This window comes from Anaerococcus senegalensis JC48, from assembly GCF_000321005.1.
Classification (GTDB): Bacteria; Bacillota; Clostridia; order Tissierellales; family Peptoniphilaceae; genus Anaerococcus; species Anaerococcus senegalensis.
On record NZ_HE578907.1, the window covers coordinates 895621 to 912656 of the forward strand.

Genomic DNA, 17036 nt, shown 5'->3' on the forward strand with positions numbered 1-17036 from the left:
GATAGCACTTTTTAAAAATTAATATAACATATTTGGTGAATTATTTGTTGAAGATTCATAAACCACAACTGGAGTATTTATCTCTGCAATTTCATATAATTTTTGAGCTTGTGCTGGTGGTATGTTTATGCAACCATTTGAACCTGAAAATGTATAGTAATTTGATCCAAATGTTGATCTCCATCCAGCATCATGTAATCCTTCACCATCCCAACCTATTGGCATCCAATATTTTACAGGCGTAACATAATTACTTCCATCAAAATTAATACCTCTTAAGTCTTTATTCATTTCCTTTGACATAATAGAACCTACACCCTTGTTTGTTAAGGCATCATGTGCTTTATCACCTGTTACAACTGGAGTAGAAATTACAAGTTCTCCATTTTTGTAATACCATAAATGTTGTCTAGAAAGATCAACTTCGACATAAGTATCTTTTAAATCAGATCCATTTTCATATCTTTCGAATCCTTCTCTATCATATACAGGATCAATTTGAGCAGATTTTTTTTCATCAAATTTTTCAAATAAAGCATTTATTGTTTCATCTTGATTCATTACAAAACCATACACTCCAGGATTTACTGTTATTTCTCCAATATCAGTTGCTTTAAATTTCCTATTATTTCCATAAGTATCGGTTTCTTCAGCCATTTTTGCTACATAAGCACTAACTTTATCATAATTTAATGACAATTTATTGTTTTCAAAATCAATCATATCAGCTAGTTTTTCGCCTTCTAATTTGTAATCAAATCCTTTTATATTAAATTTAAAATTTAATTTTAGATACTCATTAGATTCTTGTAATGCTTTTTGTATATTTTCATCTTTTGCATAAATTTTTGGACGCTCATAAAAAGATTCATCCAACTCTATGTTATTACTCCTAGTTTTTACAGAATTTATAACTTCATTTTTCAACTTATTATAATTAACTTTATTACCTTCAACTTCTTCTTTGATTTTAAATTCTTTACCATCAAATGCTAAACTAGCATCTTTTGGTTCAACTACCTTATTCATAAACTGAGAATTTTTTAAAATTTCATCTAATTTATTTTCATCATAATTTACATTATAATCAAATTCAAAATCTTCTTTAGTTAAAAAGCTAATTGGCCATTTTAATGGATTTTGATCAAGACTTGCTCCTTTTGGGATATTTGCCTTATAGTCTATATCTTTTGAATTAAATGTTAATTCTTTTTCATCTAATCCTTTAATTTTTATATCAAAGTCCCCTACACTATCGCCAATAATTGACTCTTTTGGTGAAAACGAAACATTTTTTCCATTTACATGAGTATTTGGTAATGCAATAAATGTAAATAAAACTGTGCCGATTATATATATTCCCAAAACAATACCTGCTACTGTTAATATCTTCTTATTAGTATTGTTGTTTGTTTCATTATTATTATTATTAATAATACGCACCTCCTAATTGATGTAATTATAGTACCACTTAATAGCAATTTTATCTATCTTTTTTCGGTTTTTTCCAAAATATTGATATAAATCTACCTTTTCTCCTCCATTATATAATTTTCTTTTTTTCGAAATTTTTCTTTTAATATTTCTGTCAATTTTTTCATCAGATGAAATTATAAACATTGACCAAGTATTTAGATTTTTAAATTTATTATCAATCATTTTTGATATTTTTTCCTTATCAAATTTTGACAATCTTTCACCGTATGGTGGATTTGATATAAATACTCCAAAATTATCTTTTAGATTTATTTCCCTAAAATCTTTGTTTAAAAAAGTAATATCTTCATAAACACCAGCATTTAATGCATTATTTTTTGCAAGATTAATTGCATTTTTTGATATATCCGATCCTAAAATATTTATTTTTTTATCATAATCTATTTTTTGATAAGATTCTTTTTTTATTTTTTCAAATCTTTTTTTATCAAAAAACTTAAAAGATATAAAATCAAACTCCCTATCAAGACCTGGTGCTATATTTCTTTCTTTTCTTGCTGCCTCTATCAATATAGTCCCAGATCCACAAAATCCATCAAATAAAAACCTATCGTCTTTATAAAATGATAAATCAATCAAGGCTGCTGCCAAATTTTCTCTTATTGGAGCTTTTACACTACCTTCTCTATATCCTCTTTTATGAAGACCATCTCCAGATGTATCAAGACAAAGTGATACAATATTTTTTTCAATCATCACTTCAATTTTTACTCTAGTTCCAGTTTTTTTAAATGTGGAGATTTTATATTTTCTTTTTAAAGAATTGATAATTGCTTTTTCACTTATCGATTGGATTGAAGGTATAGAAAATAGTTTGGATTTGTAAGTTCTTGCATTTACAATAAAGTTATCATCAATATTCAAATAGTCAAACCAGTCTATTTTATTTATATTTTCAAATAATTGCTCAAATGATTTTGCTTCAAATGAGGAAATTTCCAAAAACACCCTATCAGCTTCTCTTAAATTTAAATTTAAGTATCCTATATCATCTAGATTTCCATTTAAAATTATTTTTCCATTTAAGACTTTAAAATCTTTATATCCTTCTTCTAATAATTGTCTTTTTATTAAGCTTTCTAGACCAAAGCTTGTGGTAATAATTATTTTCTCCATAACAGTTATATTATATCAAATTAAGTACTTTTAAAAAACTTAAATTTATTTTGTTATTTTTAATCTACTATGGGTATCATTTTAGTGTAGATAAAAATTTAGGAGGATTTTATGTTATTAACACAAACAGTTCAATCAGGCGATTGGAAAAATGAAAAACACGTACCAGAATTAGAATATAAAGAACTTGGCGAAGGAAAATATGAAGTTTCTGCTTTTGTAGGAAAAGAAATCGCTCATCCAAATACATTAGAACATCATATTTCTTGGATTAAAGTTTTCTTTATTCCAGAAGGTGAAAAATTACCAGTTGAAATAGCAAATTATAATTTCTCAGCTCATGGTGAAAGTGAACTTTATACAACTCCAAAAGCTGTTGGTGAATTTAAATCAGATAAAAAAGGTACATTATTTGCACTAAGCTATTGCAATATTCATGGACTTTGGGAAAATTCTTTAGAAATTAAATAATTTTTCAAATAAAAAATGCGAGGATTTTATTTCCTCGCATTTTTGTTTTAATCAATTGGCAAAAATCCAAATCCAAATAATCCTGGTCCTGTATTTGCTCCGAGGCTTGGAGCGATTTGTGATGCTAAAAATAGGCTAGATTTTTCTTTAAAATCTTTTAATTTTTCTTCTAAAATTTCAGATCCTTTTTTGTAGCCACCGTTTGAAATTACCATGTAATATTTATCTATTTTTCCCAAGTACTCACTTGCAAGTTTTTCCATTTCTTTTATAACTTTTTTCTCTCCCCTACAAGTTTTTACTATATGATATTTTCCATCAAGAGGATCACATACAACAATTGGTTTTATATTTAAAAGTTCTCCAACTTTTCCAAAAGCTTTTGGAACTCTACCTCCAGCTATTATATATTTAAAAGTATCTAGGGTAAAAAATATTTTAGATTCTTTTTTCTTATCTTCTACCATTTCAACAATTTCTTTAAATTCGTATCCTTTTTTTATTAAGTCTTTAGCATAAATTGCAAGAAGTCCAGTAGTTAAAGCTACAGATTGAGAATCAATAACTTCAATTTCTAAATCATTATATTCAATTTGAGAGCATAAATTATAAAAACCAGTGAAATTTTTTGAAATAGTAATTATTAATAATTTTTCAAATCCATCATTTTTAATTTGATCAAATTTTTCTTTTAATTCTCCAGGTGATGGTATTGATGTTTTTGGTAATTTTTCGTTCTTTTTTATCCAATTATAAAATTTATCAGGCTTTAATTCTACCTGTTCTTTGTAAAATTCTCCATCTAAATTCACATAAAATGGCATTAAATATATGCCAAACTCTTTTGATTTTTCTAGATCTATATCCGATCCAGAATCTACTAATACAGCTATTTTTTCCATCTTATTTAATCCTTTATATCTACAATAATTTTTTGACCTGAATCTATTATCGGTCTAAATACAGTATCTTTTAATTCAACTTCTCTTTTAAATTTTTGGCTAATTTTTTCATGATCTCCACTGTGAATTGGAAACATTAATTGAGGCTTTACAGTATCTGCAAAAATTTTTGGTCCCTTATAATAATTATTTTCCAACCTATAATCAACAGGGAAAAATGCAATATCTATATTATTATTTTTAATTTTTTTTATTTGGTCGATAAATGCATAATACTCTTTTTTTAGGTTTTTGTCATCATAATCTGGCCAAGCCCAATAATTTAAATCTCCAGCATGAAAAATATTTATTCCAGAAATATTTAAAAGAATTGATATACCTTCGTCAGTAGAACCAAAAGTTTTTATTTTTATATTTTCATTTTTTATTCTTATTTCAAAAAATTGATCTGGATCTACCAAATATACATTTTTAGCATTATATAGATATTTCAATTGGTCTATGCCAAGTTTATTATCTTTTATATAAATAATATTATCATCATTTTCTAAATGAGCAATATCACTTGACAATATATATGTGTAATTTTTCATGTTAGGAATTTTTAAAATTTCCGAAGTGTAATGATCTGAATGGCCATGACTTGCCACAAATATCACTTTTTTATCTTCAGGAATATTTAAAACTCCCTTATAATAATCAAATATAATAAAATAATCCCCTATTTCAACACTATAGCAGGAATGATAAATATAAGTTATTATAATTTTTTCAATCATCTATTTACTCCTATTTTCTTATAAATTAAGTATACCCAAAATAAGTCATTTTTAATGAATTTTTAAATTTTTCTGGTAATATAAAAAAAGAAGGGAGCAGACATGGGAAAAATAAAAACTAATGCAATGAGAATTTTGGAAAATAATAATATAGATTATGACGAGATTGAATATGATTTAGGTGGAGAATTTAAATCAGCAGTTGATGCTGGAAAAAAATCTCACGTAAATTTAGATATAATGTATAAAACTATTGCAACTATTTCAAAAGATAATGATATTATAATTTATTTACTAAGAAGTTACGATACTATTGATATGAAAAAGGCTGCAAAAGTTGCAAAAGTTAAAAGTATTTCTATTCTTCCAACAAAAAATTTAAAATCAAAAGTAGGATACCAAAGAGGTGAAACAACTCCTCTTGCAATGAAAAAAGATTATCCAGTTTTTATTGATGACAGTGCAAAAGAATTGGAAAAGATGATTGTATCTGGTGGAAAATGTGGAGTAAGTTTAAAGTTAAATCCAAAGGACTTAGCCAAAGTAGTAAATGCTAAATTTGAAAATATAAGACAATGATTTTAAAAATTATTAAAAACAAAAAAATTTATTCTTACCAATATAAGGATGTATTTGACCTAGATTTTAAATTAAAAAACAGAGATTTTTATAAATTAGAAAATACAAATGATGTAGATAAAGTTATTATTAGTATAAATAATGATAAAAATTTTGAAAGTCTTAGACTTTTAGTGATTTTATCACCTATTTTTATTACAATCTTCGACAATTCTACTTCTCTTGAATTTTTTAAAAAAAATTTAGAGGAATCTAATTTTGAATATGGACTTTATTCTAATTTTTTTGAAGATTTTTCAAAAGATGCTTATTTCGAATTTTATAGAAAAAATGAAAAAAAAGAAGATATAATTTTAAATGAAAATAATGAGATTAATTTCACTATAAATCTTGTTGAAGATAAGTACATTTTATCTTTAGTTTCACTTATTGAAGTTATTTTTTCAAAATATAATAGGAAAAATTTAATAGAATACTTTGAAGAAATTAGAAATAATATTGTAATAAACGGAAGAAGATCTATCATAGCTAATGATATTTACGCTTTTTATTTATCAAAATATTTAGTAAATTGGGCATTAGATCTTATGAAAATTGCAAAATACAAGGATAAGGATAGGTTTATATATATAAAAGAAATTTACAAATTAACAAACAATTTAAAAAGACCAATTAAAAAAAGTGGTGTTTCAGAAAATTAAATTTTTCTCTAGCACCACTTTTTAATCTTTAAGAGGGTAATAATTTTTTATCAAGCCATATTATAACTAAAGATAAGCTTATACATTTTTAAATTTTTAGAAATTTAGTAGAATATTAAGATAATTTTATTACATTTGACCTATGCTCAACTATATTAACTATTGATTCATTTGCATTCTTTAATAAATTTCTTAAAGATGTTGTTGGTTTAGCTGATGGAAAGTCGTTAACTATATTTTCAATATAGTTTTTATTTAGTTCAGTTCCAACATTGAATTTCATCATTCCTTTTTCAGCGCACTTATGAAAATCTTCATCTGATACTCCTGTACCTCCATGTAATACCATTCCCACATCTGACAATTCATTTGTAAGTGTATCAAGTAATTCGAAGTTTATTTTAGCTTTTCCATTATATAAACCATGAACAGTACCTATTGCTACTGCTAATGCATCTATTCCTGTTTCTTTTACAAATCTTACAGCATCTTCAGCTTTAGTATAAATAATTGAATTTACTTTTTCTTCAATTCCATCTTCTGAACCACCTATGCTACCGATTTCACCTTCTACACTAACACCTCTAGCGTGTGCATATTCAACTACTTCTTTAGTATTTTTTATGTTTTCTTCAAAAGGCAATGAAGATCCATCATACATAACGCTGTTATAACCAGCATCTATTGCTTCTTTAATAAAATCAATATCTTTACAATGATCTAAATGAACACATAAATCTATATCTTTAGCAAATAAATTTGCTGTTGCTACTATCCAATCAAGTCCTATATATTCAGCAGATCCTTTGGATGTTTGAATTATCACTGGACTATTAGTTTTTTTAGCTCCTTCTACAATGTATGGAAACATCTCCATACAATGTAGGTTGAAAGCTCCTATTCCTCTTTTTCCTCTATATTTTTTGAATAATTCACTTAAATTTAAATACATTATCTTCCCCTTACTATATCTTTAGATTTTTTCATTAATGCATCTATTCTGTCTAAATTGAATTTTATCTTGTCATCTTCTCCATTAGATCTCGCTTCGCTTAATTCCTTGTTATACAATTCCATTAAATAAGTATAAACTCTACCTAATTTTTTATGTTCTTCTATATAATTTTCTAGTTTGCTAATTGCTGTTTTTATTTCACCTTTTTCAACTAAAGCTTTGCAATCATCTAATAAAGTCTTTTCAAAACTAGTTTTATTCTCTTTTCTCTTTTTATTAAAAAACATATTAAACACCTAACAATCCTACAATTGGTTTAATTATCCAAGCATATAATAATGCTGCTGCAACTGTATCCACATCTGTAGCTGTTGCATTTATGAATCCCATTGAATTAAAAATCATAACTAATAATGCTGGTAAAAATGTGATGAATAAACCATGTGCTATACCACCAATAATTGTTCCTCTTACACCACCTGTTTCGTTACAGAAGATTCCAGCTGTACCACCAGCAAAGAAGTTTGAAAGCATTCCTGGTAAAAGCATTGCTAATCCTATTTTTGGGAAGAATAACATACCAATAACTGTACCTATTGTTGTTGAAACAAATCCTAATGTTACTGCGTTTGGTGCATAAGGAAATAATACTGGACAATCCAAAGCTGGTTTAGCATCTGGAACTATTTTAAGAGCAATTCCTCTAAATGCTGGTACTATTTCACCTAATAATAATCTAACACCTGCTAGTAATACGTATACACCTACTACAAATTGCATACCTTGTGTAAATGCATAAACTATATAATTTAAGTTACCTGTTCTTTCTGCTACCACCTCTGGGCCTGCAAATATTGCTGTTATAATAAATAGTATTATCATAACAAAGCCTACAGATAAGTAAGTATCATTTAAGAAAGATAATGATGATGGTAAATCTATATCTTCAGTTGAATTTTCTTTATTACCTGTTATTTTTGAAATTAGTGCTGCAAATAAATATCCAATTGTACAGAAATGTCCTAATGCTATGTCATCACTACCAGTTATTCTTCTTACAATTGGTTGTGCAACTGCTGGCATTGCTACTGCAAAAATACCACCGATTACAGATCCAATAATAATATTAGGAACTAAACCTAAACCAGCATCTGCCCCAAATACAATTACCATTGTAGCCATCCAAAGAATAGCTTGTCCTGTTAAAAATATATATTTCCATTTAGTAAGTCTAGCTATTATTATATTTACTAAGAATATTCCTAAAAATGCGAAAGCAATTTGGTTACCGAGTCCAAGTTCATTCATAGCTTGACCATTTACTGCTTCAATTGATGGAACAATTCCTTGCATTCCAAATCCAGCTGTAAAAATTTCACCAAAGTATACTAACACATTTACTATAATTGATGAACCTGCTGATAAAACTAAGTATCCTAACATGGTTTTAAAAGTACCAGATACTATGTCACCAAAATTTTTCTTCTGTGCCAATAATCCTATAAAAGCTATTAAACCTATAGTTATAAAAGCTTGTGTTAAAATATTATTAATAATAAAATTTAATACTGCCATAAATTCCTCCTATAAAACCCCCATCTCATCTAGAACAGGTTCTAATTTTTCTCTAATTTCTTTTTTATCAATCAACTTATTAAGATAAATAACTCTTGTATCTAGATTGTATTTATCCATTTGGTTTTTAAAATTAGAAGCAAGCATTAGTATATCTGCTCTTGTTCCTGCTGCTGAAGAAATATCGCTATGGTCAACTTTTGCATCAACTCCTAAATCCTTCAACACGCTCTCTACTGACATTTGGCAAGCAAAGCTACTGCCTAGACCTGCACCACATACAACTAAAATATTCATTACTCATCCTCCCTTATTAATGAATTTAAATATGTAAGCTTATCTTTTTTTGATAAGTTTAAGAAATAATTTAATTTATCAACTAACCCTTTTTCAATAATGTTTATAATCTTTTTCAACATATCTAAATGGTTCTTATTATCTATTGCTGTAAATCCAATTAATACTTTAATCGAATCCTGTTTATTATCGTCAAAATATATATCATTTTTTATAGTTATAATAGAACATCCTATCTTTAAAGCCCCATTTTCTGGTCTTGTATGAGGTATTACTACATTTGGACTAATCATGATATACGATCCATAATTTTTCACATCTTTTATAATGTTATATTTATAATCTTCATTTGCATAACCTGATATTTCTAGTAAACGACCAGTTTCAAGGATTGCCTCTTTCCAGTCTTTAACTTCAATATCAAATTTTGTATTCTTATCTGTAATTTCCAAATAATCACTCCATTTCTAAAGTTAATATTTCTTTAAATTCTCTTATATCTTCACTATTTATTAATTTATCTACATTCTTTCTAGAACTAAAAACTTTGAATAATTTCTTAAATAAAAAATCCCATTCTTTTATTTTATCTTTTGGGATTAATAAAAGCATAATTAAGTAGACTTCCTCATCATCCCAATCTATTGCTTCATCACTTATCAATATTGCTATTTTCATTTCTTTAGCTGTATATGATAGAGGATGAGGAATTGCAATTCTATTACCTAAGCTTGTATTTCCCATTTTTTCTCTATCATAAATAGATTGAATTTGTTCATCATTGAGTATATTTTTATTTTTTAAATCTTTAGTTAAGTAATTTAAAACGTTTATTTTATTATTAAATGATTTTTTATAAAATAAATTTTTATCAAATACTTTAAGATATTCTAAATTATTTACATATCTTAACTTGTTTTTTACAATATTTACTTCTACGTTATTTAGGATATAATTAACTCTTATTGATCCTTCTATTTCAATCGTATTGTTTAAGCTACTTAAAACTAGATCATAGTCTTTAAACATTTCATCTTTATATTTAGTAGAAGAAACTATATCAATATTTTTGATTTCCTTTTCAAATTTTTCTAATAAAGAATATTTCAAAAATCTAGCTGTTGATAATCCTGCTCCACAAACTATTAGAATATTGCTTCTTGATTCCTTTCCATTACTATTAGCTCTATTAAAAGCTGTTCCTAAATGTAATGACAAGAATAGTATTTCAGTATCATCAATTTCTTTTTTAATAACATTATTTATTTCTTCTGCTGCTACTATTCCCATATCATATGCTATTGGATATTGACTCTTTATATCAGATAAATCAATATGATTAATAGAACTATTTAACATGTACCTATTAATAGAAGTAGTAAGATGCATCTTCAAACTTTCTGTAAATATATCATCATTAGAGAAATCCATTGAAAAATCTCTTTTTATTCTGTCTATTATTCTGTTATAGATTGTATTTACAAGATTATTAGCTTCGATTTCATCATATTCTGTTGAAAATTTTTGACTAGTTATCAAATGTTTTGTTAAATAATAGCAATCATTATTTAAGTCATAATTTAATTTTTCTTTTATTATTTCTACTAAGTCTTTTACAATATCTTTTTCAATTGAACTGTTCATAGTATGTAGCAAGTTTTCATCATAATCAATCTTATTTTTGTTTCTAAGAATAGAAATCAAAATATGAATTATAAAGCTATTGAACGCAATACTAGTTAATGATACATCGTATTTATTTAATATGTTAATGGTTATCCTTCTTATCTCTTCTATTTCCTTTATATCAAATAGATTAAGTGAATCTAAAAAAAATTCATAATCACTAGATGAAGAAAATAGCAAATTAGACATACATAACCTAATATTATTTTCATTTCCCTTAATGTATATTCCTTCTTTATTACTTACTACTAATTCAATTTCGTAGTTTTTTAAAGCTTCTCTAGTATTTTTTATCAATTTTTTTAATGTATTTTGAGAGACATATAGTTCTTCTGCAAAGTCTATACTGTATTTCTTTTGATTGAAATAATTGTTAATTAAGAGAGTGTTAATAAACCTATTTATTAATATTTCATTCTCATCTTCTGAATTATACAAGTTATGTAATTCATAAATAGTTGAGTTATTATCAAATTTTATTCCTTTTCCTTTTGCTACTATTAATTTATTTTCATAGCTAAGTCTTTTATTTATGCTATTAATTTCATTTAAAACCGTTCTGTCAGAAACATTTATAATTTCCGAAATTTCTTGACAAGTAATTGTATCTTTAGACTCTAATAAAATTCCTATAATTTTCTTTTGCCTATTAGTAATTTGCATTTAAGTTCTCATTTCTATATTCAGAAATCTATTTATAGCATCTACATCTGCATATTTTTTTGTAACATCTATTTCCAGAAGCTTGCCTAATTTAAATTTATCGTATTCTCTTAATTTGCAATGTTTTATAAATTCTTCAAGGCTTATTAGATTGTCTTTTCTTTCTTCTAAACTCACTTTTCTATTTTTGTCATAACTATTTAATAAGTGTGCTGGATTTCTACTTTCATCTAAGTCTCTTTTAACTCTTCTTTTATAGATTTCTTTTATATCTCCATTTAATCTAATCGTAATTGACTTATAATCATATTTAAAAGACAATTCTTTCAAAGTTGGATATTGCAAATAACTAAATGGATAGTCTATTACAATATCCTTATTTTCACTCATCATAGAGTTTAGTTTCATATAAAAAAACTCAAAACTCAAATTATATATTTTCTTTTTTTCTTCTTTATTCTTAAAACCTAAGTTATCATATATAAACTCTTCAATCTCATCTATTGAAATATATTCTAAATTCTTATTATGTTCTATCAAGCTATTTATGATACACGTTTTCCCTGTGGCTGGATATCCCGCTAAAATTATTAAATTTTTCATAAGTCCTCCATCACATTATTTTACTTTTTTCTAAAAAATAGATTTTATTACTTTAATTGATTTAATTATAAGTGATTCTTAAAATTTCATTAAGTGACTTTTTTTCGTTACAACGAAATCATAAAATTAATATTAAAATTTGAAATAAAAATTTAAAAAACAGAATATAAACTCTTAAAAGAAAAGTCAAAAAAAGATGTGAAAATTTCACATCTTTTTTCAAAAATATTATTTAATAAAAAAATGATGCTACAAAATAAATTTAATTATTCTATAGCACCGCTTGTTATTTTTTCCCCTTCATTAAAACCAATGAGCCTGTCAGAACTAAAATTAATCCTAAAAATAGTCTTATTGTGAAAATTTCTCCTAAAATTATAACTGATAAAAGTGAACCAAAAATCGGAATAAATAATTTAAATACTCCAAATTGATTTGCACTGTGATTTTGTAAAACTATGGTCCAAATTGTAAAGGAAGTTGCTGTAATAAAAGCTCCATAAAATAACATAAAAAAAGCTTTTAAGCTTAAAATTACAGGATTTACCCATAAAATTCTACCAAAAATAATAAGTGGCAAAGAACCTAGTAAAAGTGCCATTCCATTTAATAAGTAGGGATCAGATTCTTTTGAATATTTTCTTAATAAAACTGAAGATAAAGCATTTATAAAAGTTGAAGCAAATATAAATCCTTCACCTGTTAATTTAAAACCATGTCCTAATTTTTGATTTGAATTTACCAAAATAATTCCTGCTGTTCCAATAATTAAAGCAATAATTGTATTTGAAGAAATTTTATCTTCTGGAACTAAAAAAAGAGAAATTATTACAATCATAAAAGAATTTGACGCTTGAATTATAGAAGATTTTACTCCACTAGTATTTGATAAACCTATATAATAGAAAAAATATTGTAGACAAGTTTGTAAAATTGCTAAAGTTATTACCAACTTTATATTTACATTTTTTATAGAAATTTTATTTTTCCCAAAAATTTTAGCATAAATAAAGGCCAAAATACCAGCCATAAAAAATCTAATTCCTGCCACATAAACTTTAGAAAAAGTATCGTAAGATTTAATATCTAAAACTAGATAAGTAGATTTAATAAGGGGGATTGCGCTCCCCCATAAAAACATTGCTATTAAAGAAAAAATAACGGCATTTTTTTTATTTTTAAGCATATTTCTCCTATCTCTTTTTCCCAAAATATGACAGAGAATACATACCAGGTCCAACGTGAGAACCTATTAATGATCCAATTGGAGCAAGGCTTACTTTTGCATTTGGAAATTTCTCCTCAACTAATTCTTTTAATTTTTTTGCATTCTCATCATAATATGCATAACCTATAAGAACTTCATTTGAAATTTCTGGTAGCCAATTTTTTTGGAAATTTTTTAACAAAACTTTTATAGCTCTCTTTGTTCCTCTTTCAAGTTTTAAAACTTCAAGAGAACCATCATCAGTTATGTGAATAACTGGTTTTACCTTTAAAAAATTTCCTATATCAGCACTAGTTTTGGAAATTCTTCCACCCTTGTATAAATATTTAAGGCTTTCAACCCCAAATTGAGAAACCATATATTTGGAATTTTCCTTAATAAAAGAATCTATTTGGTCTATATCCTTCCCTTCTTCTTGCATTTTTACAATAATTTGGCACAAAAGTCCTGCACCAGTTGACGCTTGCTTTGGATCATAAATATAAATTTTTCTATCTGAATATTTTTTAATTAAAATATCTTTTGCTTTTTGAGCATTTTCAAAAGTTCCAGATAAAGAATCACTTAAACCTATATAAAAAATATCTTGGCCATTTTTTAAAACTTCCTCAAAATATTTTTCAAATGAAGCTAAATTTACTTGACTAGTTGACACATTTTTATCTTCTAACATATATTGATAATATTTATTAAGATTTTCTAAATCTGTTCCAATAATTTCATAAACTTCATCTTCCATATTTGACTGCATGGGAACTATTGTAATATTTGATGACTTAATAAAATCAACATTCATGTCGCTTGAGCCATCTGTAATTATTTTAAATGTCATAATTCTCCTTAAAGGTAATCACTAATATTTTCAATTTTTACACTTATTTGATTACCATCTTCCATATTTTTTAAAGAAACCATTTTATTATCATATTCTTCTTGCCCAATAATTATAACTTTTTTAACACCAATTTTATCAGCATAATTAATTTTTTTCTTAAACTTTCCATCTTCAAGATATATATCAACTTTATACCCTTTATCTTTCAAATTATTTCCTATATCAATAGCATAAAAATTTAACTTTTCATCCATAGGAATAATTAAGCAATCTGTAAAATCTTTTTTGTAATTTTCCAATAGTCCAAGTTCTTGTAATTGAAAAAATAATCTAGTAAGACCAATTGAAAGGCCCACTCCTGGTAAGTTTTGTTTTGAGAAATTTCCAGCTAAATTTTCATACCTTCCACCAGAACAAACACTTCCAATAGATTCGTAACCTTCTAAAAATGTTTCATAAACTGTAGAAGTATAATAATCAAGCCCACGAGTAATTGATAAATCAATCATGATAGATTTATCATCTATTCCAAATTTAATCATATAATCATAAACTTCTTTTAATTCTTTTAGACCCAATTTGTAATTATCATTCAAATTTAAGTCTTCCAAATATTCCAAAAGTTCTTTATTATCTCTTTTATTATTAATTAATTCCATTAATTTTATAGATTTTTCTTCACCACAAAGATCCTTTAAAAGTTCTTTTGTTTTTTCATCGCCTATTTTTGCTTTTTTATCAATAGTTCTTAAAACTTCTTCCTTATTAGAAATTTCAATTGACTCAAAAAATCCATTTAATAATTTTCTATTATTAATATGAAATTTTATTCCATTAAAATTAAGTTTTTTAAATATATCATAAATCACCTTTGGTAAAAGTGCATCATTATGAATTGACAAAGAATTATTTCCAATAATATCAATATCACATTGATAAAATTCCTTATATCTTCCTTTTTGATTTCTTTCTCCCCTATATACTTTTGCTATTTGATATCTTTTGAAAGGGAAATTTAGATTAGAAAAATGTTCAGAAACATATCTTGCAAGAGGAACAGTCAAATCAAATCTTAATGACATATCTTTTTTTGATGAATCAATTCCAAAGATTTGTTTTTCAGTTTCTCCGCCACCCTTAGCTAACAAAATATCATTTTTTTCAATAGCTGGTGTATCTATTGGTAAAAACTGATAAGATAAGAATGTTTCTTCAATTATATTTTTTATGTGATCAAAAACTAATTGCTCTTGAGGTAAAAGTTCCATCACACCGGCAATAGTTTGTGGTTTTACTATATTCATTATAAACTCCTAATCATATCCATATTAAAGATCCAGTATCTATTAGATTAGTATCTGGATATATTAAATTTAATTTTTCTTTAATTACTATATTTTTAATTATATCATATGAATTTAATCTTTCTATATTCCCATTGAATAATATAGTATTTTCATCAATTTTTCCAAAACATCCTCCTAAAAATCCTTTATCAAAACCATCAAGAGGAATTTTTTCCTCATTTAATAAAATAATTGGAAGATTATTTTTTAATTTTTTAAAAATCCCCATATCACTTGTTAAAATATATTCATTAAAAACAAGCATAGAACATCTACTATAACCTTGCTTAATAAATAAATGCTTAATATTTTTTTTATTAAAATATAATTTAATATTTTTTTCCGTAAAATCATTGTGAATATAATAGTTTTTGAATTTTACTACATTATAAAGAGCATCAAAAGGATATTTTTCTCCTACCTTTTCGCCTTTTATTATATTTATATTTTTTAGATTTTTTTTGTAGTAATCATAGACGTTCTCATCAACGATAATATTTTTTTCATCTAATTTAAATAAAGAAAGATCTGGATGATCTGAAATTCTTTTGTCTATATTTGGATTATCAATTGTTTTTAAATACTTTATATTCTTTGAATCCAAAAAATCTATAAATTCTTTTTTTGATTTGTGACTAATAATTAGCATATTTCTCCTTAATTTTAGGTACAAAAAAAGTCCTCAATGAGGACATATTTGGAGGCGCCACCCAGATTTGAACTGGGGATAAAGGTGTTGCAGACCTCTGCCTTACCACTTGGCTATGGCGCCATATTGGAGCGGAAGACGGGATTCGAACCCGCGACCCTCGCCTTGGCAAGGCGATACTCTACCACTGAGCCACTTCCGCATTTTTTCTGGTGCCCAGAGGCGGAATCGAACCACCGACACGGGGATTTTCAGTCCCCTGCTCTACCGACTGAGCTATCTGGGCAAACATTACTTTTATAGTATAGGATAAATCTTATAACTTGTCAAATTTATTTTAGATTTTTTAAGAATTTTTTATATAACCTTTCTAAGTTACTGCAAAATTTATTATACTAGTTAATTTAATTTTCGCAAATCAAATTTTTCATATAAAAAGCTTTATAAAATTATTAAGATTAATTTTATAAAGCTTAGGTCATAAGATTGCGAAATTTCTTATCTATTATTTATATACCCTGACTAAAATTTATCCTGTAAAAAATTAGTAAAATTTATTTTAAATTTTTTGGGTATTAATATTAATACAGAGAATTTAGGAGGTATTATGAATTTTAAATCTATTCATACATGTATTTATACAGACAATGATAAAGAAAGTATAAAATTTTATGAAGATGCATTAAATATGCATATAACTCGAAGAAAAGATTATGATGAAGATGAATTTTCACTTATTTATATGGCTACTGAAGATGGGGCTTATGAATTAGAATTAACTTTCAACCATGATGGTAGAAAATATGAACACGGATCTTATTATGGACATATGGCCTTCAAAACAAAAGAATTTGAAAAAGCTTATGAATTTCACAAAAAAATGGGAGTCGTAAGTCAAGAAATTGGTGGACTTTCTGATGGTTCTGATAAATTTTATTTCATAAAAGATCCACAAGGATTTTCTATTGAAATAATTGAAGAAAAATAATAATCGTTTGATAATTTATACTTTTAATCAAAACTACCAGCTTAGCTGGTAGTTTGCACAGCGCCTATAAGGCGCAAATACCGGCACGCCCCTATTGGGGCTGTCGAGTATTCTGTCACATGCACCAATTTCCCAACTACTGCTTAAGCAGTTTTTTTATTTGTTT

Annotated in this window: 19 protein-coding genes and 3 tRNA genes; 4 read left to right on the forward strand and 18 right to left on the reverse strand. The window is 26.0% G+C overall.

The genetic code is table 11. The features are described from left to right. Nucleotides 1-18: 18 nt before the first annotated feature. Together ASHG_RS04520 and ASHG_RS04525 are read right to left on the reverse strand one after the other, a co-directional pair. Nucleotides 19-1365 carry a L,D-transpeptidase family protein gene (locus tag ASHG_RS04520; RefSeq protein WP_392389267.1) on the reverse strand — a complete coding sequence of 449 codons (1347 nt, stop codon included), beginning with the start codon at nt 1363-1365 and terminating at the stop codon, nt 19-21. Between the two features lie 81 nt (nt 1366-1446). After that, nucleotides 1447-2613 carry a THUMP domain-containing class I SAM-dependent RNA methyltransferase gene (locus ASHG_RS04525; protein ID WP_051145883.1) on the reverse strand — a complete coding sequence of 389 codons (1167 nt, stop codon included), beginning with the start codon at nt 2611-2613 and terminating at the stop codon, nt 1447-1449. A 111-nt stretch (nt 2614-2724) separates the two neighbouring features. Between ASHG_RS04525 and ASHG_RS04530 the strand changes: the two genes are divergently transcribed. Next, entirely contained in the window at nt 2725-3084 is a 360-nt protein-coding gene (locus ASHG_RS04530; RefSeq protein WP_040397813.1) for a desulfoferrodoxin family protein, read from the forward strand. A gap of 47 nt (nt 3085-3131) precedes the next feature. Here the strand turns inward: ASHG_RS04530 and ASHG_RS04535 are convergent, their stop codons facing one another. Both ASHG_RS04535 and ASHG_RS04540 read right to left on the reverse strand, forming a co-directional pair. After that, nucleotides 3132-3986 carry a DegV family protein gene (locus ASHG_RS04535; RefSeq protein WP_040397815.1) on the reverse strand — a complete coding sequence of 285 codons (855 nt, stop codon included), beginning with the start codon at nt 3984-3986 and terminating at the stop codon, nt 3132-3134. Between the two features lie 5 nt (nt 3987-3991). Then, a complete protein-coding gene (locus ASHG_RS04540; protein ID WP_040397816.1) occupies nt 3992-4765 on the reverse strand; it encodes an MBL fold metallo-hydrolase in 774 nt (257 codons plus the stop codon). 102 nt (nt 4766-4867) lie between these two features. On the opposite strand from ASHG_RS04540, the gene ASHG_RS04545 reads away from it, so the two are divergent. Both ASHG_RS04545 and ASHG_RS04550 read left to right on the forward strand, forming a co-directional pair. Beyond that, a complete protein-coding gene (locus ASHG_RS04545; RefSeq protein WP_040397818.1) occupies nt 4868-5344 on the forward strand; it encodes a YbaK/EbsC family protein in 477 nt (158 codons plus the stop codon). Then, nucleotides 5341-6045, forward strand: coding sequence for a hypothetical protein (locus ASHG_RS04550; RefSeq protein WP_040397820.1), 705 nt, complete (start codon nt 5341-5343; stop codon nt 6043-6045). Before ASHG_RS04545 ends, ASHG_RS04550 begins: the two co-directional genes overlap by 4 nt. A gap of 115 nt (nt 6046-6160) precedes the next feature. On the opposite strand, the gene ASHG_RS04555 is transcribed toward ASHG_RS04550, so the two are convergent. The 14 genes from ASHG_RS04555 to ASHG_RS04620 form a co-directional block, all read right to left on the reverse strand. After that, nucleotides 6161-6997: a class II fructose-bisphosphate aldolase gene (locus ASHG_RS04555; protein ID WP_040397821.1), complete on the reverse strand. Its 837-nt coding sequence runs from the start codon at nt 6995-6997 to the stop codon at nt 6161-6163. Then, on the reverse strand, nt 6997-7287 hold the full coding sequence (locus ASHG_RS04560) for a hypothetical protein (protein ID WP_051145884.1): 291 nt from the start codon (nt 7285-7287) through the stop codon (nt 6997-6999). The genes ASHG_RS04555 and ASHG_RS04560 overlap by 1 nt, the downstream gene beginning before the upstream one ends. 1 nt (nt 7288) lies before the next feature. Next, nucleotides 7289-8575, reverse strand: a complete 1287-nt coding sequence (locus tag ASHG_RS04565) for a PTS sugar transporter subunit IIC (RefSeq protein ID WP_040397822.1) — start codon at nt 8573-8575, stop codon at nt 7289-7291. A 9-nt stretch (nt 8576-8584) separates the two neighbouring features. Next, nucleotides 8585-8872 carry a PTS sugar transporter subunit IIB gene (locus tag ASHG_RS04570; protein ID WP_040397823.1) on the reverse strand — a complete coding sequence of 96 codons (288 nt, stop codon included), beginning with the start codon at nt 8870-8872 and terminating at the stop codon, nt 8585-8587. Beyond that, nucleotides 8872-9324: a PTS sugar transporter subunit IIA gene (locus tag ASHG_RS04575; protein WP_040397824.1), complete on the reverse strand. Its 453-nt coding sequence runs from the start codon at nt 9322-9324 to the stop codon at nt 8872-8874. The genes ASHG_RS04570 and ASHG_RS04575 overlap by 1 nt, the downstream gene beginning before the upstream one ends. 4 nt (nt 9325-9328) lie before the next feature. After that, nucleotides 9329-11221, reverse strand: a complete 1893-nt coding sequence (locus ASHG_RS04580; RefSeq protein WP_040397826.1) for a BglG family transcription antiterminator — start codon at nt 11219-11221, stop codon at nt 9329-9331. Then, nucleotides 11222-11824: a hypothetical protein gene (locus ASHG_RS04585; protein WP_040397827.1), complete on the reverse strand. Its 603-nt coding sequence runs from the start codon at nt 11822-11824 to the stop codon at nt 11222-11224. A gap of 286 nt (nt 11825-12110) precedes the next feature. Beyond that, entirely contained in the window at nt 12111-13010 is a 900-nt protein-coding gene (locus tag ASHG_RS04590; protein WP_040397829.1) for a DMT family transporter, read from the reverse strand. A gap of 7 nt (nt 13011-13017) precedes the next feature. Continuing rightward, nucleotides 13018-13884 carry a DegV family protein gene (locus ASHG_RS04595; protein ID WP_040397830.1) on the reverse strand — a complete coding sequence of 289 codons (867 nt, stop codon included), beginning with the start codon at nt 13882-13884 and terminating at the stop codon, nt 13018-13020. A gap of 8 nt (nt 13885-13892) precedes the next feature. Next, nucleotides 13893-15191 carry a histidine--tRNA ligase gene (hisS, locus tag ASHG_RS04600; RefSeq protein WP_040397831.1) on the reverse strand — a complete coding sequence of 433 codons (1299 nt, stop codon included), beginning with the start codon at nt 15189-15191 and terminating at the stop codon, nt 13893-13895. A gap of 13 nt (nt 15192-15204) precedes the next feature. After that, entirely contained in the window at nt 15205-15882 is a 678-nt protein-coding gene (locus tag ASHG_RS04605) for a DUF6873 family GME fold protein (RefSeq protein ID WP_040397833.1), read from the reverse strand. A gap of 49 nt (nt 15883-15931) precedes the next feature. Then, nucleotides 15932-16005: transfer RNA gene (locus ASHG_RS04610), tRNA-Cys, on the reverse strand. Nucleotides 16006-16009: 4 nt separating this feature from the next. Then, nucleotides 16010-16084: transfer RNA gene (locus ASHG_RS04615), tRNA-Gly, on the reverse strand. Nucleotides 16085-16092: 8 nt separating this feature from the next. Beyond that, nucleotides 16093-16168, reverse strand: a tRNA-Phe gene (locus ASHG_RS04620). Nucleotides 16169-16489: 321 nt separating this feature from the next. Here ASHG_RS04620 and ASHG_RS04625 point away from each other — a divergent pair. Beyond that, nucleotides 16490-16870, forward strand: coding sequence for a VOC family protein (locus ASHG_RS04625; RefSeq protein ID WP_040397834.1), 381 nt, complete (start codon nt 16490-16492; stop codon nt 16868-16870). Nucleotides 16871-17036 lie beyond the last annotated feature (166 nt).

What these genes read in the sequence shown, in the direction of transcription:
- ASHG_RS04560 (WP_051145884.1), bottom strand. Translation starts at nt 7,287, where the DNA reads ATGTTTTTTAATAAAAAGAGAAAAGAGAATAAAACTAGTTTTGAAAAG.
- ASHG_RS04595 (WP_040397830.1), bottom strand. Translation starts at nt 13,884, where the DNA reads ATGACATTTAAAATAATTACAGATGGCTCAAGCGACATGAATGTTGAT.
- ASHG_RS04535 (WP_040397815.1), bottom strand. Translation starts at nt 3,986, where the DNA reads ATGGAAAAAATAGCTGTATTAGTAGATTCTGGATCGGATATAGATCTA.
- ASHG_RS04540 (WP_040397816.1), bottom strand. Translation starts at nt 4,765, where the DNA reads ATGATTGAAAAAATTATAATAACTTATATTTATCATTCCTGCTATAGT.
- ASHG_RS04550 (WP_040397820.1), top strand. Translation starts at nt 5,341, where the DNA reads ATGATTTTAAAAATTATTAAAAACAAAAAAATTTATTCTTACCAATAT.
- ASHG_RS04555 (WP_040397821.1), bottom strand. Translation starts at nt 6,997, where the DNA reads ATGTATTTAAATTTAAGTGAATTATTCAAAAAATATAGAGGAAAAAGA.
- ASHG_RS04580 (WP_040397826.1), bottom strand. Translation starts at nt 11,221, where the DNA reads ATGCAAATTACTAATAGGCAAAAGAAAATTATAGGAATTTTATTAGAG.
- ASHG_RS04545 (WP_040397818.1), top strand. Translation starts at nt 4,868, where the DNA reads ATGGGAAAAATAAAAACTAATGCAATGAGAATTTTGGAAAATAATAAT.
- ASHG_RS04605 (WP_040397833.1), bottom strand. Translation starts at nt 15,882, where the DNA reads ATGCTAATTATTAGTCACAAATCAAAAAAAGAATTTATAGATTTTTTG.
- ASHG_RS04625 (WP_040397834.1), top strand. Translation starts at nt 16,490, where the DNA reads ATGAATTTTAAATCTATTCATACATGTATTTATACAGACAATGATAAA.
- hisS (WP_040397831.1), bottom strand. Translation starts at nt 15,191, where the DNA reads ATGAATATAGTAAAACCACAAACTATTGCCGGTGTGATGGAACTTTTA.
- ASHG_RS04585 (WP_040397827.1), bottom strand. Translation starts at nt 11,824, where the DNA reads ATGAAAAATTTAATAATTTTAGCGGGATATCCAGCCACAGGGAAAACG.
- ASHG_RS04530 (WP_040397813.1), top strand. Translation starts at nt 2,725, where the DNA reads ATGTTATTAACACAAACAGTTCAATCAGGCGATTGGAAAAATGAAAAA.
- ASHG_RS04525 (WP_051145883.1), bottom strand. Translation starts at nt 2,613, where the DNA reads ATGGAGAAAATAATTATTACCACAAGCTTTGGTCTAGAAAGCTTAATA.
- ASHG_RS04565 (WP_040397822.1), bottom strand. Translation starts at nt 8,575, where the DNA reads ATGGCAGTATTAAATTTTATTATTAATAATATTTTAACACAAGCTTTT.
- ASHG_RS04570 (WP_040397823.1), bottom strand. Translation starts at nt 8,872, where the DNA reads ATGAATATTTTAGTTGTATGTGGTGCAGGTCTAGGCAGTAGCTTTGCT.
- ASHG_RS04590 (WP_040397829.1), bottom strand. Translation starts at nt 13,010, where the DNA reads ATGCTTAAAAATAAAAAAAATGCCGTTATTTTTTCTTTAATAGCAATG.